General features: G+C 71.2%; 17 protein-coding genes and 1 pseudogene. 15 read left to right on the forward strand and 3 right to left on the reverse strand.

The window, feature by feature from the left end; genetic code table 11:
* Positions 1-26: 26 nt before the first annotated feature.
* Positions 27-983, forward strand: coding sequence for an LLM class F420-dependent oxidoreductase (locus H8R17_RS29220; protein WP_187826223.1), 957 nt, complete (start codon positions 27-29; stop codon positions 981-983).
* Positions 984-1,088: 105 nt separating this feature from the next.
* On the opposite strand, the gene H8R17_RS29225 is transcribed toward H8R17_RS29220, so the two are convergent.
* Entirely contained in the window at positions 1,089-2,891 is a 1,803-nt protein-coding gene (locus H8R17_RS29225) for a glycoside hydrolase family 15 protein (protein WP_187826253.1), read from the reverse strand.
* A gap of 499 nt (positions 2,892-3,390) precedes the next feature.
* Here H8R17_RS29225 and H8R17_RS29230 point away from each other — a divergent pair, with 499 nt between their 5' ends.
* The 12 genes and pseudogenes from H8R17_RS29230 to H8R17_RS29285 all read left to right on the forward strand — a co-directional run.
* Positions 3,391-5,055, forward strand: a complete 1,665-nt coding sequence (locus H8R17_RS29230) for a CTP synthase (RefSeq protein WP_187826224.1) — start codon at positions 3,391-3,393, stop codon at positions 5,053-5,055.
* 104 nt (positions 5,056-5,159) lie between these two features.
* The gene (locus H8R17_RS29235; RefSeq protein ID WP_187826225.1) at positions 5,160-5,786 is read left to right on the forward strand and encodes an NUDIX hydrolase; all 627 of its coding nucleotides are present in this window, start codon (positions 5,160-5,162) and stop codon (positions 5,784-5,786) included.
* A gap of 201 nt (positions 5,787-5,987) precedes the next feature.
* Positions 5,988-8,084 (forward strand): tetratricopeptide repeat protein, encoded by a 2,097-nt coding sequence (locus H8R17_RS29240; RefSeq protein ID WP_187826226.1) that lies wholly within the window; start codon positions 5,988-5,990, stop codon positions 8,082-8,084.
* Between the two features lie 133 nt (positions 8,085-8,217).
* Positions 8,218-9,342: an alanine dehydrogenase gene (gene ald / locus H8R17_RS29245; RefSeq protein ID WP_187826227.1), complete on the forward strand. Its 1,125-nt coding sequence runs from the start codon at positions 8,218-8,220 to the stop codon at positions 9,340-9,342.
* 413 nt (positions 9,343-9,755) lie between these two features.
* Positions 9,756-10,892, forward strand: coding sequence for a ParA family protein (locus H8R17_RS29250; RefSeq protein ID WP_187826228.1), 1,137 nt, complete (start codon positions 9,756-9,758; stop codon positions 10,890-10,892).
* On the forward strand, positions 10,877-11,440 hold the full coding sequence (locus H8R17_RS29255) for a hypothetical protein (RefSeq protein ID WP_187826229.1): 564 nt from the start codon (positions 10,877-10,879) through the stop codon (positions 11,438-11,440). The genes H8R17_RS29250 and H8R17_RS29255 overlap by 16 nt, the downstream gene beginning before the upstream one ends.
* An 18-nt stretch (positions 11,441-11,458) precedes the next feature.
* The gene (locus H8R17_RS29260) at positions 11,459-12,547 is read left to right on the forward strand and encodes a ScpA family protein (protein WP_187826230.1); all 1,089 of its coding nucleotides are present in this window, start codon (positions 11,459-11,461) and stop codon (positions 12,545-12,547) included.
* The gene (gene scpB, locus H8R17_RS29265; protein ID WP_187826231.1) at positions 12,544-13,230 is read left to right on the forward strand and encodes an SMC-Scp complex subunit ScpB; all 687 of its coding nucleotides are present in this window, start codon (positions 12,544-12,546) and stop codon (positions 13,228-13,230) included. The genes H8R17_RS29260 and scpB overlap by 4 nt, the downstream gene beginning before the upstream one ends.
* On the forward strand, positions 13,230-14,294 hold the full coding sequence (locus H8R17_RS29270) for a pseudouridine synthase (RefSeq protein ID WP_187826232.1): 1,065 nt from the start codon (positions 13,230-13,232) through the stop codon (positions 14,292-14,294). The genes scpB and H8R17_RS29270 overlap by 1 nt, the downstream gene beginning before the upstream one ends.
* A 238-nt stretch (positions 14,295-14,532) precedes the next feature.
* On the forward strand, positions 14,533-15,261 hold the full coding sequence (locus H8R17_RS29275) for an NUDIX domain-containing protein (RefSeq protein WP_187826233.1): 729 nt from the start codon (positions 14,533-14,535) through the stop codon (positions 15,259-15,261).
* Complete coding sequence (locus H8R17_RS29280; RefSeq protein ID WP_187826234.1) at positions 15,258-16,274, forward strand: ADP-ribosylglycohydrolase family protein; 1,017 nt, start codon at positions 15,258-15,260, stop codon at positions 16,272-16,274. The genes H8R17_RS29275 and H8R17_RS29280 overlap by 4 nt, the downstream gene beginning before the upstream one ends.
* 66 nt (positions 16,275-16,340) lie before the next feature.
* Positions 16,341-16,807, forward strand: a pseudogene (locus tag H8R17_RS29285) (DNA polymerase beta superfamily protein); the annotation flags it as partial.
* On the opposite strand, the gene H8R17_RS29290 reads toward H8R17_RS29285, so the two are convergent.
* Positions 16,733-17,476: a DNA polymerase beta superfamily protein gene (locus tag H8R17_RS29290; RefSeq protein ID WP_187826235.1), complete on the reverse strand. Its 744-nt coding sequence runs from the start codon at positions 17,474-17,476 to the stop codon at positions 16,733-16,735. The pseudogene H8R17_RS29285 and the gene H8R17_RS29290 overlap by 75 nt on opposite strands.
* 22 nt (positions 17,477-17,498) lie before the next feature.
* Positions 17,499-17,900: a Rieske (2Fe-2S) protein gene (locus H8R17_RS29295; RefSeq protein WP_187826236.1), complete on the reverse strand. Its 402-nt coding sequence runs from the start codon at positions 17,898-17,900 to the stop codon at positions 17,499-17,501.
* Positions 17,901-18,103: 203 nt separating this feature from the next.
* On the opposite strand from H8R17_RS29295, the gene aroH reads away from it, so the two are divergent.
* Both aroH and H8R17_RS29305 read left to right on the forward strand, forming a co-directional pair.
* The gene (aroH, locus tag H8R17_RS29300; protein WP_187826237.1) at positions 18,104-18,472 is read left to right on the forward strand and encodes a chorismate mutase; all 369 of its coding nucleotides are present in this window, start codon (positions 18,104-18,106) and stop codon (positions 18,470-18,472) included.
* A complete protein-coding gene (locus tag H8R17_RS29305) occupies positions 18,469-19,554 on the forward strand; it encodes a prephenate dehydrogenase (protein ID WP_187826238.1) in 1,086 nt (361 codons plus the stop codon). Before aroH ends, H8R17_RS29305 begins: the two co-directional genes overlap by 4 nt.
* Positions 19,555-19,572: the final 18 nt, after the last annotated feature.

Consider the following 19,572-nt stretch of genomic DNA (forward strand, 5'->3'; position numbering starts at 1 on the left):
TGTGATCGGTGGGGTAGGGGCGGCGTATGGAGTTCAGTGTGGTTGCGGTGGCGCGGGAGGACGACAGTCCGGTTGACGAGCCGTTGCGGATGGGGGTGCTCGCCGACCGGCTGGGCTATCGCGAGGTGTGGGCCGGCGAGGGGCCGACGTGGGATTCGTTCGTGCTGGCCACGGCGATCGGGCGGGCCACCGGGCAGGTCGCGCTGACCGCGGGGCCGGTGCCGGTGTCCGTGCGGGACGCGTACACGATCGCGCGGGGTGCGGCGTCGGCCGCGGCCGTCGTCGGGCGGCCGGTGGGGGTGGCGCTGGGGACGTCCAGCAAGCGGGTGGTCGAAGGGGTGCACGGACGGGACCGGGTACGGCCCGCCGCCGCGCTGGAGGAGAGTGCGGCTGCCGTACGCCGTCTGCTGCACGGCGAAGTGGGGGAGCCGGTTGTGCCCGGCAGTACCTTCCGGCGCCGGCACCGGCCGCCCGGTGGGGCGCTGACCGTGGCGGCGTTCGGGGAGCGGGCGATCGCGACGGCCGCCGGGTATGCCGACCGGATGCTGCTCGATCTTGTCTCGCCGGAGCAGGTGCGGTTGTTGCGGGAGCGGCTGGTTGCGGCGGCTGAGCGAGTGGGGCGTGCGGTGCCGCGGCTGGCGGCGTGGTTGCCGGCGGCGGTTGATCCGGAGCCGGAGTCGGTGGCTCAGGTGCTGGGCAGCATCGCCGGGTACATGGCTGTACCGGGCTACCGGGACATGTTCGCTGCGGCGGGGCTCGGTGAGGCGGCGGAGTTGGCCCGCGGTGGTGCGGACCGGGATGCCGTGCTGCGGGCGTTGCCTGCGGAGGCTGCCGGTGCGGTGGGGCTCGTCGGTGACCTTTCAGCCGTGCGTGCTCGTATCGCCGCCTATGCCGAGGCCGGGCTCGATGAGATCGCCCTTGTGCCTGCCACGGTGGGGGACCCGGATGGGGAGCGGACGCTTACGGTGTTGGCGGGGGTCTGAGTCGGGTACGACCCGGCCTGCGGCCGGTTTGTGTTCCCACCCGCCCCGCGATGGAACCGCTTCCTCGCGGGTGTGGGTGTGCGCAGGCCCGGTAGGGCGTTGGGGTCAGCCTCCGTAGGCGCCCGAGGCCGTCAGGCGCAGGGCCGTGTCGATCAGGGGGACGTGGCTGAAGGCCTGGGGGAAGTTGCCGACCTGGCGTTGCAGGCGGGGGTCCCATTCCTCGGCCAGCAGGCCCAGGGCGTTGCGCAGGGACAGCAGCTTCTCGAACAGCTTGCGCGCCTCGTCCACGCGGCCGATCATCGCCAGGTCGTCGGCCATCCAGAACGAGCACGCGAGGAACGCGCCCTCGTCGCCGGGCAGACCGTCCACGCCCTCGTCCTCGCCCTGTGTCGGGTAACGCAGGATGAAGCCGTCCGGCGTGGACAGCTCGCGCTGGATCGCCTCGATCGTGCCGATCACCCGCTTGTCGTCGGGGGGCAGGAAGCCCATCTGCGGGATCAGCAGCAGCGACGCGTCCAGCTCCTTCGAGCCGTACGACTGCGTGAAGGTGTTGCGCTCCTTGTCGTAACCCTTCTCACACACCTCGCGGTGGATGTCGTCCCGCAGCTCCCGCCACCGCTCCAGCGGCCCGTCCGCGTCGCCGGACTCGATCAGCTTGATGGTGCGGTCGACCGCGACCCATGCCATGACCTTGGAGTGCACGAAGTGGCGGCGCGGACCGCGCACCTCCCAGATGCCCTCGTCCGGGTCCTGCCAGTGCTCCTCCAGGTACCGGATCAGCTTCAGCTGGAGCAGGGACGCGTAGTCGTTGCGGGACAGACCCGTCATGTGGGCCAGGTGCAGGGCCTCGGTGACCTCGCCGTACACGTCCAGCTGGAGCTGGTGCGCGGCGCCGTTGCCGACCCGGACCGGCCCGGAGTTCTCGTAGCCGGGCAGCCAGTCCAGCTCGGCCTCACCCAGCTCGCGCTCGCCCGCGATGCCGTACATGATCTGCAGGTTCTCCGGGTCGCCGGCCACCGCCCGCAGCAGCCACTCGCGCCAGGCGCGCGCCTCCTCGCGGTAGCCGGTGCGCAGCAGCGACGACAGGGTGATCGCCGCGTCGCGCAGCCAGGTGTACCGGTAGTCCCAGTTGCGGACGCCGCCGATCTCCTCGGGCAGGGAGGTGGTGGGCGCGGCGACGATGCCGCCCGTGGGGGCGTACGTCAGCGCCTTCAGCGTGATCAGGGAGCGGATCACCGCTTCGCGGTACGGTCCGTGGTACGTGCAGTGCTCCACCCACTCCCGCCAGAACTCCTCCGTCGCCTCCAGCGACTGCTCCGGCTCCGGCAGCGGCGGCTGCTCCTTGTGCGAGGGCTGCCACGAGATCGTGAACGCGATCCGGTCACCCGGAGCGACCGTGAAGTCGGCGTAGGTCGTCAGCGACTTTCCGTACGTCTCGGCCGTTGTGTCGAACCACACAGAGTCCGGGCCCGCCACCGCGACCGTCCGGCCCTCGTGCCTGTGCACCCACGGCACGACCCGCCCGTAGGAGAAACGCATCCGCAGCGCTGAGCGCATCGGCACCCGGCCGGAGACACCCTCCACGATCCGGATCAGCTGCGGGGCGCCGTCACGCGGGGGCATGAAGTCGGTCACCCGGACCGTGCCGCGCGGGGTGTCCCACTCGGACTCCAGGATCAGCGAGTCACCGCGGTAGCTGCGCCGGGCCGCGGTGGGTGGCTGCTGGTCGGAGGCGTGGGCGGGCCCGAGCCGCCAGAATCCGTGTTCCTCGGTGCCGAGCAGACCGGCGAAGATGGCATGCGAGTCGAAGCGGGGCAGGCACAGCCAGTCGACTGTGCCGTCCCGGCAGACCAGTGCGGCGGTCTGCATGTCTCCGATGAGTGCGTAGTCTTCGATGCGCCCGGCCACGTGCAACTCCAGTCGAACGGCCACGTCCCACAAGGGGGCGGTCGCTAGTGCGGTCAAGGGGTTGTTGTAATGCGTCGTTGAGCGATGAAGTAAATCTGCCGCTCGGCCGTGAGGCAAAACGACAACTGGTGCTCAACGAACTGACGAGCTCTCGTTGTTCCGGATACGACGGGCGGGGGTGGTGCCGTGGTGCCGGCCGGGCTCGGCAGCGATGTCCGAGCAGGATACGACGCACTTAGATGATCTGTGTGCCCCTCCGCGTAACGCGATCCCATAGAACGGGTGAGCACCAGGTGAGAAACGGCCATATTTGTGCTCCTGTGTCGCGGGGTGTGTGCGGAGCGTGGCCGGGCGCCATCGGCTCCCGGCGCTGATACGCTGGTAGCCCGTGGACCGGTGGGAGAAAACCCCCGAACCGCAGCGACGGCACCCCCGGAAAACTCCGGCAGGCAGCCGTACCGCACCCCCAGACCGCGACCACGGGAGCCCCCTCTTGGCCATGCCGCCCGCTGCTTTCCGAAACGGCACCTCGACGACCAAGCACATCTTCGTCACCGGTGGTGTCGCCTCCTCTCTGGGCAAGGGCCTGACGGCCTCCAGCCTCGGCATGCTGCTCAAGGCGCGGGGCCTGCGCGTCGTGATGCAGAAGCTCGACCCGTACCTCAATGTCGACCCGGGCACGATGAACCCCTTCCAGCACGGTGAGGTGTTCGTCACGAACGACGGCGCCGAGACCGATCTGGACATCGGCCACTACGAGCGCTTCCTCGACCGCGACCTCGACGGCTCCGCCAACGTCACCACCGGCCAGGTGTACTCGACGGTGATCGCGAAGGAGCGGCGCGGCGAGTACCTGGGCGACACCGTCCAGGTCATCCCGCACATCACCAACGAGATCAAGCATCGCATCCGCCGCATGGCGACGGACGAGGTCGACGTCGTGATCACCGAGGTCGGCGGCACGGTCGGCGACATCGAGTCGCTGCCGTTCCTGGAGACCGTGCGCCAGGTTCGGCACGAGGTCGGCCGTGACAACGTCTTCGTCGTTCACATCTCCCTCCTGCCCTACATCGGACCCTCGGGAGAACTGAAGACGAAGCCGACCCAGCACTCGGTTGCGGCCCTCAGGAACATCGGTATTCAGCCTGATGCCATTGTCCTGCGCTGCGACCGCGAGGTGCCCACCGCGATCAAGCGCAAGATCTCCCTGATGTGCGACGTCGACGAGGCCGCCGTGGTCGCCTGCCCCGACGCCCGCTCGATCTACGACATCCCGAAGACCGTGCACGGCGAGGGCCTGGACGCCTACGTGGTCCGCAAGCTGGACCTGCCCTTCCGCGACGTGGACTGGACGACCTGGGACGACCTGCTCGACCGCGTCCACAACCCCGACCACGAGATCACCCTCGCCCTGGTCGGCAAGTACATCGACCTGCCCGACGCCTACCTGTCGGTCACCGAGGCGCTGCGCGCGGGCGGCTTCGCCAACCGGGCCCGCGTGAAGATCAAGTGGGTCACCTCCGACGACTGCAAGACCCCGGCCGGCGCCGAGGCGCAGCTGGCCGACGTGGACGGCGTCTGCATCCCGGGCGGCTTCGGCGACCGCGGCGTGCTCGGCAAGGTCGGCGCGATCAAGTACGCCCGCGAGAACAAGATCCCGCTGCTGGGCCTCTGCCTCGGCCTGCAGTGCATCGTGATCGAGGCCGCGCGCAACCTCGCCGGCATCTCCGACGCCAACTCCACCGAGTTCGACGTGGCCACCGGCCACCCGGTCATCTCGACCATGGCCGAGCAGCTGGACATCGTCGCCGGTGAGGGCGACATGGGCGGCACGATGCGGCTGGGCATGTACCCGGCCAAGCTGGCCGAGGACTCGATCGTCCGCGAGGTCTACGACGGCAAGGAGTACGTCGAGGAGCGGCACCGGCACCGCTACGAGGTGAACAACACCTACCGCGCGGAGCTGGAGAAGAAGGCCGGCATCGTGTTCTCCGGCACCTCGCCCGACGGCAAGCTCGTGGAGTACGTAGAGTACCCGCGCGAGGCGCACCCCTACCTCGTCGCCACGCAGGCGCACCCCGAGCTGCGCTCCCGGCCGACCCGGCCGCACCCGCTGTTCGCGGGTCTCGTCAAGGCCGCCGTCGAGCGGCGGATTTCCAACTGACACGACAGTTGTACGGTGGCCGGGGCGCGTGCATGCAAAGGTGCGCGAACCCCGGCTTCCGTGCATGTCCGGAAGCTTCGCTCGTACGTCTGGAAGGGCAGGGCATGACGATCAAGGACACCCCCGAGGAGTGGGAGATCCGGACGACGGACACCCCCTTCGTGGGCAACAAGACCTCGGTCCGCACGGACGACGTGGTCATGCCCGACGGCACGGTCGTCACCCGCGACTACCAGGTCCACCCCGGCTCGGTGGCCGTCCTCGCCCTGGACGACGCCGACCGGGTCGTGGTATTGCGCCAGTACCGCCACCCCGTGCGCCAGAAGCTGTGGGAGATCCCGGCCGGCCTGCTCGACGTGCCCGGTGAGAACCCGCTGCACGCCGCCCAGCGCGAGCTGTACGAGGAGGCACACGTCAAGGCCGAGGACTGGCGGGTGCTGACCGACGCGTACACCACGCCCGGCGGCTGCGACGAGGCCGTACGGATCTTCCTCGCGCGCGATCTGGCGGAGGCCGAGGGCGAGCGGTTCGAGGTCGAGCACGAGGAGGCCGACATGGAGCTGGCCCGGGTGCCCGCCGCGGACCTCGTGCGCGGGGTGCTGGCCGGGGAGCTGCACAACAACTGCCTCGTCGTGGGCGTCCTCTCCCTGGCCGCCGCCCGCGCCGGCGACGGCCTCGACGCGCTGCGGCCGGCCGAGGCGCCGTGGCCGGCGCGGCCCTTCGAGGTCTGAAGGGCCGTAGGGCCTGAACCGGTCGTACGCCGACCACCATCCACAGCATCGCCTCCTCCGGTGTGACGATCTGCTGATCCGATCAGGGGACGTCCCCGCCGCGCTCCGCGCGGAACGTAGCAGAGCGTGAACTAGGCTCTGGAAACGCCCGATCCGGAGTCCCGGCGGGCGTGGGTACGCGGTGGGACGGGAGTGTGGCCCGTGGCGGAACAGGCGGTGGACACAGGCGGCGTGCAGCTGTCGGGACACGCTGCTGCGGAGGGCCGGTTCCTGGGCCGTGCAAGAGAGCTGAAGGAGTTGCGCGCCGACATCGAGCGCGCGGGTCTGGACACCCTCTCCGGCCACAAGGCACCACGCGCACGCGTGCTGCTCATCGCGGGCCGCCCCGGCTCGGGCCGCACCGCGCTCGCCGAGGAGCTGGTACGCCAGGTCGCCGACCGCTACCCGGACGGGGTGCTGCGCGCCCGCCTCAGCGAGTCCGACGGCACGCCCGTGCCCACGGCCCACACCGCCCGCGAGCTGCTCACCGCCCTGGAGGTGACCGCCCCGCCCGGCGCTCACGAGGATGACCTCACCGAGGCGCTGCGCACCGCCCTGGCCGATCGCCGGGCCCTGCTCCTGCTCGATGACGCGGCCGACGCCGAACAGGTCGACGCCCTGCTCCCGGATACCCCGGACTGCCTGGCCGTCGCCGTCTCCGGCGGCCCGCTGACCGGCATCGCGGACGTCCGGCCGTGCACCCTGGGCGGCCTCGACACCAAGTCGGCGGTCGAGCTGCTGTCCCGGCACACCGGCTCGGTGCGCATCACCGTCGACCCGCGCGCCGCCGAGGACCTGGTCGAGGAGTGCCAGGCCCAGCCCACCGCGCTGATGCTGGCCGGCGGCTGGCTCGCCGCCCGCCCCAAGGCGGCCGTCGCCGACCTCGCCAAGCAGCTGCACGCCGAGGCCGACGAGGGCACCGCCGGCACCCCGCTGGCCCGCGTCTTCCGGCTCGCCTACACCTCGCTGCCCACCCACGCCGCCCGGATCCTGCGCCTGCTCTCCCTCGCCCCGGCCGGCCTGGTCGACCCGCACACCGCCTCCGCGCTCGTCGGCTGCTCGGTCAGCGGCGCCCGCACCACCCTGGACGACTTCGTCGCCCTCGGCCTGCTGCACGCGGTGGAGTCGCCGCTGCCGCAGTACGAGGTGCCCGGCTGTCTGCACCCGCTGCTGAAGGCCCTCACCGATACCCAGGACCGCCCGGCCGAGCTCCAGCTCGCCCGCGCCCGCATGCTGGAGCGGAACGTACGGCTGTTGCAGTCCTGCCGGGCGATCACCGAGACCGACAGCCCGCAGGCCCGCGAGAAGCTCCTCGGCATGCCGCGCTCGCTGCGCTTCCCCGACCCCCGGGCCGCCGCCGACTGGCTGCGCGTCCGCCGCCCCGCCCTGCTCGCCGCGGCCCGCCTCGCGGTCGCCGACGGGGAGCTGGACACTCTGGCCAGGCGGCTGATGTCCCAGCTGGTGCGGGCCATGGTCGCCCACTTCGGCACCCAGGCCGCGGCCCCCGACCTGTACGGCATCCACGGCCTGGTCCTCGACGTGGCCGAGCGCCTCGACCTGCCCCGCGAGCGGGCGGCGGCCCTGCTGAACCTCGGCGACCTGGACGCCCGCACCGGCCGCACGGCCGAGGCGCTGGCCCGCTACCGGGCCGCACTGGATGCCGGACGCGAGGCGAACGACCCGTATGCGACCGGCCGCGCGATGGAATCCGTGGGCGGCGCCCATCTGGAGCTCGGGGACTACGACCGGGCCGCCGACTGGTTCGGCCGCGCCCTCGCCCAGCGGCTCGCCCGGGACGAGCGCGCGGACGCCGCCCGGCTGTACGGCCGGATCGCCGCCGCCCACACCTACGCGGGCCGCTACGGCGAGGCGCTGCGCGACTGGCGTGCCGCGGTCGCCGGGCACCGCAGGTGCGGGGACACCGCCGCCCACGCGCGCGCGTTGAGCGAACTCGCCCGTGTCCAGGAGTACGCGGGCCGGTTCGAGGAGTCGCTGTACACCTGCCAGGAGGCCGTGGAGTGGGCCCGCCGCGCCGAGGACGCACGGCTCCAGGCCGCGCTGCACGTGCGGCTCGCCGACACCCTGGACCACCTCGGCGACCCGGTCGCGGCCGAACTGCACCGGGCGGCGGCGGAGCGGTTGCTGGGGGAGGAGCTCCCGGAGAGCGCCGACGGCAGCGCCGAGGCGGAACAGGAGGCTCCGGCGCCGGAACAAAGAGCTAACGCCTGCGAAATCCGCAGTACATCCGCTGAAGGTTGATGCAATGAAAGGATAGACAGCGGGTACGCCTTCATTAGACTGGCTCTGCCGCACGTTCTCCTGCGGTGTATCCCGGTGTGCCCTCGCATGCCTGGGTATGTCTTGTAGTGCACCATCCTCTGAGCCAAGGACCGTGATCGACGTGAAGGTCGGCATCCCCCGCGAGGTCAAGAACAACGAGTTCCGGGTGGCCATCACCCCCGCCGGCGTGCACGAGCTGGTGCGGCACGGCCACCAGGTCGTCATCGAGCGTGGCGCCGGCGTCGGCTCCTCGATCACGGACGGCGAGTACGTCGCCGCCGGTGCGCAGATCCTGGACACCGCCGACGAGGTGTGGGCGAGCGCCGACCTGCTGCTGAAGGTCAAGGAGCCCATCGCCGAGGAGTACCACCGCCTCCGCAAGGACCAGACGCTCTTCACCTACCTGCACCTGGCCGCCTCCAAGGAGTGCACCTCCGCCCTCCTGGAGTCGGGCACCACGGCGATCGCGTACGAAACCGTCGAGCTGCCCAGCCGCGCGCTGCCGCTGCTCGCGCCCATGTCCGAGGTCGCGGGCCGGCTCGCCCCGCAGGTCGGCGCCTATCACCTGATGCGCGCGGGCGGCGGCCGCGGTGTGCTGCCCGGCGGTGTCCCCGGCGTGCCGGCCGGCCGCGCGGTCGTCATCGGCGGCGGCGTCTCCGGCTGGAACGCCGCGCAGATCGCCATCGGCATGGGCTTCCACGTCACCCTGCTCGACAAGGACATCAACAAGCTGCGGGAGGCCGACCGGATCTTCGGTACGAAGATCCAGACCGTGGTCTCCAACGCCTTCGAGCTCGAGAAGGCATGCCTGGAGGCCGACCTCGTCATCGGCGCGGTGCTGATCCCCGGCGCCAAGGCCCCGAAGCTGGTCACCAACGAGCTCGTCTCGCGCATGAAGCCGGGAAGTGTCCTTGTCGACATCGCGATCGACCAGGGCGGCTGCTTCGAGGACTCCCGCCCGACGACCCACGCCGAGCCGGCCTTCAAGGTCCACGAATCGGTCTTCTACTGCGTCGCCAACATGCCCGGCGCGGTGCCCAACACCTCCACCTACGCGCTGACCAACGCCACGCTGCCGTACATCGTCGAGCTCGCCGACTTCGGCTGGGTGGGGGCGCTGCGCCGCGACCCCGCGCTGGCCAAGGGCCTCAACACCCATGACGGCCAAGTCGTTTACCGGGAGGTCGCCGAGGCGCACGGGCTGGAGCACGTTGAGCTGGTTTCGCTGCTCGGCTGAGGCTGCCCGGCCGCCAAGTCGGCTAAGTCACCTTCTGATAAAGGCGATACGTCAACACGCCTCGTCAATGCCGTACATCCGGCCGGACCTTGCCCGACAGGGTCCGGCCGGATGTGTGTATGGTCACTTTGCGACTCTCGGTCAACTCGCCTCGAACGTAACGCTTCGACCGATTCGCACACCGATGAAACCTACCGTGCGACGGCCGTACGCCCTTGACAGCGGGATGTTTCATTGTCGACACATCGGGCCGGGTCCGGCGGATTGTGTTGCTGCGGACGCCCGACACGCCATAGAGTCGCCAACCGTCGGCATGGTGCCACGCTGACCTGTCTAGAAGTTTCCTGGTCACCAAGGAGGTAAGACGACTTGTGAATGAGTCGACATTTACTCCCGGGGGTGGTCAACCAGGAATGCCTGCACGGGGCCAGGGCCCCGCGGGGTTCGCTGCTGTCGGCTCCGTCGCTGTGCGCACCTTCGCAGCCCACCAGAGTCGCCAAATGTCAGGGGTGACTCACCCAGCACACCGAAGCATGGATGGCCATCACGTGAACGCCATGGCCGGCGACGGAAGTGGCGCGCCCCACAACCATTTCGCCGACTACGACGAACTGCCCGACGGGCACTTCTACGACCCCGACGCCGAGTACGAGCCAGACCCCGAGTACGCGGCCACGCTCGCGCCCGACGCTGCCCGCCAGCGCCGGGAGCGCATCGGCCCGACCGGGCGTCCGCTGCCGTACTTCCCGATCCCGGGCCCGCTGACCGACCACGGACCCGCGAAGATCATCGCGATGTGCAACCAGAAGGGCGGCGTCGGCAAGACGACGTCGACCATCAACCTGGGTGCCGCGCTGGCGGAGTACGGACGCCGGGTGCTGCTCGTGGACTTCGACCCGCAGGGCGCGCTGTCGGTCGGTCTCGGCGTCAACCCGATGGAACTCGACCTCACCGTCTACAACCTGCTCATGGAGCGGGGGATGGCGGCCGACGAGGTGCTGCTGAAGACGGCGGTTCCCAACATGGACCTGCTGCCCAGCAACATCGACCTGTCGGCCGCGGAGGTACAGCTGGTCTCCGAGGTCGCACGCGAGTCGACGCTGCAGCGCGCCCTGAAGCCGCTGCTGCCCGACTACGACTTCATCGTCATCGACTGCCAGCCCTCGCTCGGCCTGCTCACGGTCAACGCCCTGACGGCCGCGCACAAGGTGATCGTGCCGCTCGAGTGCGAGTTCTTCGCGCTGCGCGGTGTGGCCCTGCTGACGGAGACCATCGAGAAGGTCCAGGAACGGCTCAACCCGGAGCTGGAGCTCGACGGGATCCTCGCCACGATGTACGACTCGCGCACGGTGCACAGCCGGGAGGTGCTCGCGCGGGTCGTCGAGGCCTTCGACGACCACGTGTACCACACGGTCATCGGGCGCACGGTCCGCTTCCCGGAGACCACGGTCGCCGGTGAGCCGATCACCACGTACGCCTCCAACTCCGTCGGTGCCGCCGCCTACCGCCAGCTCGCCAGGGAGGTGCTCGCCCGGTGTCACGCCGAGTGAGTCTGCCGGGGGCCGACGAACTCTTCCGTACGACAGGGGGTATGGCGCTCCAGGCGTCCAGCCCCAGGCGCCAGGCCAACGGCGAGGCGCGCGTGCCGGCTCCCGCGGGGGAGGCCGACGCGGCGGCGACGCCGGAGGACGCGCCGCAGTCGGTGCCCGCGCAGGGCGGCGACGGCGAGGGTGCGGAGCACGTCGCCGCGGACGCGGAGCCGGCTGAGGCCGGGGAGTCCCGCAGCCGCGGCGCGGAGCGCTCCGCACGGCGTCAGGGGGCGCAGGAAGGTTCTGCCGCCGCCGCGGCTCCGCGCAAGCGTGGGCGGGCCGCCGCGCGCCGGCCCAGTGGGCGTGAGCGGCACGACGAGAAGATCACGGTGTACGTGTCCGCAGAGGAGCTGATGGATCTGGAGCACGCGCGGCTGGTGCTCCGCGGGGAGCACGGGCTGGCCGTGGACCGCGGCCGGATCGTCCGCGAGGCGGTTGCCGTTGTGCTCGCCGACCTGGAGACCCGCGGGGACGCCAGCATCCTCGTACGACGGCTGCGTGGGCGGTAGCGGTAGCCTGCGGGGGCTATGACCTCGAACGGTTCCCCAGTTCCCGGCGGTGCGGCCGGTCGGCGGCGTGCGCTTGGCCGAGGGCCGGGGGCTCCGTCGGTCGAGCCGGTTCCGCCTCCTGCGGAGGCGGAGGTCGTTCCGCCTGCGGCGCAGAGCGATGCGGTGGCTGAGGCCGAGGCGTCGGCTTCCGCCGGCGCTTACAACCGCGGCGGCGCAGAAGAGGATCCGCCGGCTGCACAAACCGAAGCGGCCGAGGAGCCGCCGGCGGGAGAACCCGAGGCGGTCGAGGAAGCCGGTGACGGGGTCTTCAAGGTTCGGCTGTCGAACTTCGAGGGGCCCTTCGATCTGCTGCTTCAGCTGATTTCCAAGCACAAGCTGGACGTCACCGAGGTCGCGCTGTCGAAGGTGACCGATGAGTTCATGGCTTACATCAGGGCGCTGGGGCCGGACTGGGATCTGGACGAGACGACCGAGTTTCTGGTCGTCGCCGCAACGCTGCTGGATCTGAAGGCGGCGCGGCTGCTGCCCGCCGCCGAGGTGGAGGACGAGGCCGACCTGGCGCTGCTGGAGGCGCGGGACCTGCTCTTCGCGCGGCTGCTCCAGTACCGCGCGTACAAGCAGATCGCCGACATCTTCAGCGGGCGGCTCGACGAGGAGGCCCGGCGCTACCCCCGTACCGTGGGACTCGAACCCCACCATGCCGAGCTGCTGCCCGAGGTGGTCATCAGCATCGGGGCGGAAGGGTTCGCCAAGCTCGCCGTGAAGGCGATGCAGCCCAAGCCCAAGCCGCAAGTGTACGTCGACCACATCCACGCGCCGCTGGTCAGCGTGCAGGAGCAGGCCGGGATCGTGGTGGCGCGGCTCAGGGAGCTCGGCGAGGCCAGCTTCCGCGCGCTCGTCGAGGACACCGACGACACACTGACACGCGTGGCGCGCTTCCTGGCGCTGCTGGAGCTGTACCGCGAGAAGGCCGTCGCCCTGGAGCAGGAGACGGCGCTCGGCGAGCTGCTGGTGCGCTGGACCGGCGGGGACGGCGACGAGACGCCGCGGGTCACCGACGAGTTCGACCGGCCGCCCGAGCCGCCCAGGGAGGAGAAGAAGGCGTGAGCGAGGAGACCACCGAGCTGCCCGCGGGGCTGCGCACCGTCGCCGACCTCGACCTCAAGCCCGCGCTGGAGGCGGTCCTCATGGTCGTGGACGAGCCCGCGACCGAGGAGCACCTCGCCAAGATCCTCGAGCGGCCGAAGCGGCAGATCTCGGACGCGCTGTGCGAGCTGGCCGACGAGTACGCCGTCCAGGGGCGCGGCTTCGAGCTGCGGTTCGTCGCGGGCGGCTGGCGCTTCTACACCCGCGCCGAGTACGCGGCCGCCGTCGAGCGCCTCGTCCTGGCCGGCCAGACGGCCCGCCTCACCCAGGCCGCGCTGGAGACCCTCGCGGTCGTCGCCTACCGCCAGCCGGTCAGCCGCAGCCGGGTCTCCGCCGTGCGAGGAGTGAACTGCGACGGCGTCATGCGCACCCTCCTGCAGCGGGGTCTGGTCGAGGAGGCGGGCACGGAACCCGAAACAGGTGCGATCCTGTACAGGACGACGAACTACTTCCTGGAGCGGATGGGCCTGCGCGGTCTGGACGAGCTCCCGGAGCTCGCGCCCTTCCTCCCGGAGGCGGAGGCGATCGAGGCCGAGACCCAGGAGGGCGTGCCGTCGTTCGACCCGGACGCGCCCGATGACGATGCGCCGGGCAGCCGGGTGACCCCGGGTACCGACGACGAAGACGACCAGACGGAACTTTGATGCGAAGCAGCGGCAGGAACGGCGGACACGGCGGGCGCGGCAACCACCGCGGCGCCGGCAACAACAGGGACGACAAGCAGGGGCAGGGCCGCCCCCGCAAGCCCCGCCCCGAGGAGCGCCGCTACGACGTGGGCCCCGGCGCCACCAAGGACGGCCCCAAGGCCGGGCGCGGCGGTGCGGCGCGCGGCGGCGCCAAGGGCGGGCCGAAGCACCCCCAGCAGCGCGGGCGTACGGCCCCGGCGACCTCACGTGAGTACGAGACACGGGCCGAGGAGCGCAACCGCGACCGGTACGCCGGCAAGAAGGAGGTCAAGCTCCCGAAGACCTTCCCCGGCGCCGAGCAGGAGGGCGAGCGGCTGCAGAAGGTCCTCGCGCGCGCGGGCTATGGCTCCCGGCGCGCCTGCGAGGAGCTGATCGACCAGGCCCGCGTCGAGGTCAACGGCGAGATCGTCGTCGAGCAGGGCAAGCGGGTCGACCCGGAGAAGGACGAGATCAAGGTCGACGGGCTGACCGTCGCCACGCAGCGCTACCAGTTCTTCGCGCTCAACAAGCCCGCCGGTGTCGTCTCCACGATGGAGGACCCCGAGGGCCGCCAGTGCCTCGGGGACTACGTCACCAACCGCGAGACCCGGCTCTTCCACGTCGGGCGCCTGGACACCGAGACCGAGGGCGTCATCCTGCTCACCAACCACGGCGAGCTGGCGCACCGGCTGACCCACCCCAAGTACGGCGTGAAGAAGACCTATCTCGCGCACATCGTCGGCCCCATCCCGCGCGACCTGGGCAAGCGCCTGAAGGACGGCATCCAGCTGGACGACGGCTACGCGCGCGCGGACCACTTCCGGGTCGTCGAGCAGACCGGCAAGAACTACCTCGTCGAGGTCACCCTGCACGAGGGCCGCAAGCACATCGTGCGCCGCATGCTCGCCGAGGCCGGCTTCCCCGTCGACAAGCTGGTGCGCACCGCGTTCGGGCCGATCACCCTGGGTGACCAGAAGTCGGGCTGGCTGCGCCGGTTGTCGAACACCGAGGTCGGGATGCTGATGAAGGAAGTCGACCTGTAGGTCCACTGATCCACGGTCCACGCGCGCGTGGCGGCCGGTTCCGGATCGCCTGGAGTCCCCAGGTGAACACATCCGGGACCGGCCGACGCTTTTTCGGCTTCCCACCGGCGTCCAGCACGGCTCCCCGGTCCCTGCTGCTGGCCTTCCTGGGCCGCTGAAGGGGTTGTGCGACACACCCTGGCCTCTTTATAGTCGTAACGACTATTAGTCGTCGGGCTCTGGAGGGAGGCGGCGAGGCATGACCGTGCCCGAGGGCTACGACAAGTACGCCCACGAACCTTTCGCCGTCACCGTCGACCTCGCGGTGTTCACCCTCCGCGCGGGCGCCCTGCACGTGCTGCTCGTCGAGCGCGGGCAGGACCCGTACGCCGGACACTGGGCGCTGCCCGGCGGGTTCGTGCAGCCGGACGAGTCCGCTGAGACGGCTGCCCGGCGCGAACTCGCCGAGGAGACAGGCCTGGCGGACGTCACGGGCCTGCACTTGGAGCAGCTGCGCACCTACAGCGAGCCCGGCCGCGACCCCCGGATGCGGGTCGTGTCCGTCGCGTTCACCGCGCTGCTGCCGCACGCGCCCGAGGCGCACGGCGGCAGCGACGCGGCCGCGGCCCGCTGGGTGCCGTACGACGGCGCGGGATCCCTCGCCTTCGACCACGACCGGATCCTGGCCGACGCCCACGACCGCGTCGGCGCCAAGCTGGAGTACACCTGCCTCGCCACCGCCTTCTGCCCGCCCGAGTTCACCCTCGGCGAACTCCAGCAGGTCTACGAGACCGTGTGGGGCACCGCGCTCGACCGTCCCAACTTCCGGCGCAAGGTGCTCGCCACGGCCGGTTTCGTCGAACCGGTCCCGGGCGCCGCGCGGCTGACCGGCGGCCGCGGCAAACCGGCCGCGCTGTACCGCGCGGGCACCGCCACCACTCTGCACCCCCCTCTGCTCCGACCGTCCCGGGAAGGACGCCCCGTATGACCACCACCGTCCACAAGCAGGCCGCCACCGGAGCACTCACGGGCCTCGCCCTCGGGGACGCGCTCGGCTTCCCGACCGAGTTCAACGACGTGCCGTCGATCCTCGCCAAGTGCGGGCCGTGGCGGGGGATGGAGCTGCCGACGCCCGCGATCGTCACCGACGACACGCAGATGACGCTGGCGCTCGGCCGGGGGCTGCGCACCGCGATGGACCGGGGCGTGCTCGGGCCCGAGGGGATGGCCGACGCCGTAGGGCAGGAGTTCATCGCCTGGAACCGGTCCCCGGAGAACAACCGCGCCCCGGGCAACACCTGCATCCGGGCCTGCACCCTGCTGGAGCGCCCCGGCCCCTGGCAGGATGCCAGCCAGGTCCACTCCAAGGGATGCGGCGCCAACATGCGCGTCGCACCCCTCGGGCTGATCCCCGGCCTGAGCGACGAACAGCGCGCGGGCGCCGCCCAGTTGCAGTCCGCGCTCACCCACGGGCACCCCACGGCGCTCGCCGCCTCCGACCTCACCGCGCACGCCGTACGGCTGCTGGCGCAGGGCGCCGAGCCGACGGGGCTTCTCGGCCTGCTGCGCAGTCACGCGTACGAGAACCGCAGCCACTACCACCACCGCTGGCTCGGTGACCTGTGGACACGTGCTCAGGACGCCACGCCGGAGGAGTTCATCGCGCGCGGCTGGGACGAGTGCCTGGCGATCCTGGGGCGCCTCCAGGAGGCCGTGGGCACCGTCTCGGCGGAGACCGACCCGTGCGTGGCCACCGGCGAAGGCTGGATCGCCGAAGAGGCCCTGGCGACCGGCCTGTTGTGCTTCCTGCTCTTCGTCGACGAGCCGGTCATCGCGCTGCGCCGCGCCGCCTGCACCTCCGGCGACTCCGACTCGATCGCCTGCCTGACCGGCGCCTTCGCGGGCGCGTATCTCGGCGCCGAGGTCTGGCCGACCGAGTGGGCGGACCGCATCGAGTACCGGGGCGACCTGCTGACGCTCGGGGCGCTCTGGGACGCCTGACGGATGACCGACGCCCTGGACATCGACCTGGCCACGGTGGTCGCCGAGCAGACCGACCCCGTGCCTCTGGAGCAGCTGCTCTCTCCGCTGGTCGTGCACACCACCGACGCCCACCGGGAACTGGCCGCGCTCGCACCCGGCGTCCTCACCAGCCAGCATGCTCACCACTACCGGGGCTTCGTGGTCACGCAGTGGCGGCTGTTCGAGCAGACCGGCGAGCTGAAGCCGCTGCTGTACACGTTCCGGGTGCTGCTCACCGGCATCCATCTGATGCGCAGCGGCGAAGTGCAGGCCCATCTGCCCACGCTGCTCGGGGAGATCGACGCCCCGGACTACCTGCCGGAGCTGATCGCGGCGAAGGCGGAGCGGGAGCAGGGGGGTGCGCCGACATCGACCACGCGCGCGTGCAGGCGGACATCGAGCGGCTGCACGGCGCGCTGGACGAGGCACAGGGAGCGTCAGCGCTGCCGGATGCCCCGTCCGTCCACGACGCCCTGCACGAGTTCGTCGTACGGAGCAGGCTGGAGCGCTGAGGCACGGCGGGTGCGGACGAGGAAGTCCTCGACGCGCCGCCGGTCCGGCTCGGCGGGCAGGGGGCTGCGGTCGACCTCCTCCTCGGTCTCGGTCGCCAGCCGGGCCATCCAGGACTCGACCTCAGGCCACGGGACCTCGCCGCGCTTGACCGCGAGCAGCCGTTCGCGCCGGTCGCCGACGTCGACGGTGAGCGTGCCCGTGCGCAGCAGGTCACCGGCGCTCATCAGCAGGCGCAGCAGGTGCATGGCGTGCTTCCAGCGCGGGGCGCCGTGGTTGCGGACGTCCGCGTCCAGCTTCCTGCGCTGGCCGAGGGCGTATCTGGCGAACGTCCGGTGCGCCACGCGGGAGAGGAACGCGCCGCGCAGGGCGAGGAGCTCGCGGCCCGTGTCGTCGACGTACTCGACGAGAGGGGAGTGCAGACACTCCAGGATGTTGGGGTTCGCGTTCAGGGCCAGTTCGCAGAAGCGCTCCAGCTCCCAGCTGAACTGCTCCTCCAGCGGGCCCTCCACATGCGTCGGCGGCTTCTCGAAGCGCCAGTACAGGGGCGTGGGCGCGAGGAACACGCCGCGGCGGTCGGCGTCGCTGCCCTCCGTCGCCAGACCGAAGGCACGCGACCCCGTCACGCAGGCGTAGACCGTGTGATCGCGTACCAGGGTCTCGGGCTGCATGTCCGGGAGCGTACGCGGGTGGTCATGCCGTGCGGATCGAATTTCCCTCCACGGTGATCTGCTCCGCGGGCAGCGGCTTCGTCGCCGGGCCGTGGGTCACCGAGCCGTCCGCGATCTTGAACTTGCTGCCGTGGCAGGTGCAGTTGATCGTGCCGTCGGCGACATTGGCCACGGTGCAGCCCTGGTGGGTGCAGACCGCCGAGAAGGCCTTGAACTGGCCCTGCTCGGGCTGGGTCACCACGATCTTCTCGTCCTTGAGGACCGTGCCGCCGCCGACCGGGACGTCGCCGGTGGCGGCCAGCCGTTGTCCCGGAGAGGGGCTCGCGGCCGGGGAGCCGCCGTCGCCTGAGCCGCCGCAGCCCACGGCGAGCGCCGCCGCGCCCGTCGCGAAGAGAACCGTCCGTCGGGTCGCGTTCTGGGTCATGTGATGCATCTTGGCACTGAAGCCACCGAAGAAGAAGCAACCTGGGAGGAAGTTCCGCAAAACGCGCGTTCTGCTGCCGCAGCAGCCGTCGTCTCAGCGGGCGGGCGTGGTGCGCCGGGCGGGCGCGGGCTGACTACGCTGGACGGACGTACAACCGATCACTGACGTACAACCGATCACTCATGTCAGAAAGGAGCATCGCCGTGGCGGTACGAGCGGTCCGGGGCGCCGTCCAACTCGATCGGGACGAGGCCGGCCACATGGACGAGCAGGTCGGGACCCTGCTCACCGCCATCCTGGAGCGCAACGGGCTCACCGCGGACGACCTGATCAGCATCTGGTTCACGGCCACGCCCGACCTGCACAGCGACTTCCCGGCCGCCGCCGCCCGCAAGCTCGGCATCGGCTTCGTCGATGTACCCCTGATCTGCGCCCAGGAGCTGGACATCGAGGGCGCCATGCCCCGCGTCGTCCGCGTCCTCGCCCACATCGAGTCCGACCGGCCCCGCTCCGACATCGTCCACGTCTACCTCGGTGCCGCGGCCGCCCTGCGCAAGGACATCGCCCAGTGAGAACCGCACTCGTCATCGGCACCGGGCTCATCGGCACGTCCGCCGCCCTCGCCCTCACCCAGCGCGGCGTCGTCGTCCACCTCGCCGACCACGACCCGGAGCAGGCGCGTACGGCCGCCGCTCTCGGCGCGGGCACCGACGAGGCGCCCGACGGCCCCGTCGACCTGGCCATCGTCGCCGCCCCGCCCGCGCACGTGGCCGACGTGCTCGCCGACGCCGTGCGGCGCGGTGCGGCGCGCGGCTACATCGACGTGGCCAGCGTCAAGGGTGGCCCGCGCCGCGAGCTGGAGGCCCGCGGCCTCGACCTGTCGTCCTACATCGGCACGCACCCCATGTCGGGCCGCGAGAAGTCCGGCCCGCTGGCCGCCACCGCCGACCTGTTCGAGGGCCGCCCCTGGGTGCTGACCCCGACCCGGGACACCGACACCGAGGTCCTCAACCTCGCCCTGGAACTGGTCTCGCACTGCCGCGCGGTGCCCGTGGTGATGGACGCCGACGCCCACGACCGTGCCGTGGCCCTCGTCTCCCACATGCCCCACCTGGTCTCCAGCATGGTCGCCGCGCGCCTGGAGCACGCTGAGGAGGCGGCCGTACGGCTGTGCGGGCAGGGCATCCGGGACGTGACCCGGATCGCCGCCTCCGACCCCGGGATGTGGATCGACATCCTCTCCGCGAACCCCGGGCCGGTCGCCGACCTGCTCACCGATGTCGCCGCCGACCTGGAGGAGACGGTGCGGGCGCTGCGCGCGCTGCAGTCCACCGACGAGGACAAGCGTCACGAGGGCACCATCGGCATCGAGGGCATGCTGCGCCGCGGCAACGCGGGGCAGGTGCGGGTCCCCGGCAAGCACGGGTCCGCTCCGCGGGTGTACGAGACGGTGGCGGTGCTCATCAGCGACCAGCCGGGGCAGCTGGCCCGTATCTTCGCGGACGCGGGGGCGGCCGGGGTCAACATCGAGGATGTGCGCATCGAGCATGCGACGGGGCAGCAGGCCGGTCTGGTGCAGTTGATTGTGGAGCCGAAGGCGGTGGCGGTGCTGAAGGCGGCGTTGCGGGAGCGAGGCTGGGCGATCCGGCAGTAGTCGGTTGCCCGGTGCTGG

This window comes from Streptomyces sp. TRM68367 (assembly GCF_014495685.1).
Lineage (GTDB): Bacteria > Actinomycetota > Actinomycetes > Streptomycetales > Streptomycetaceae > Streptomyces.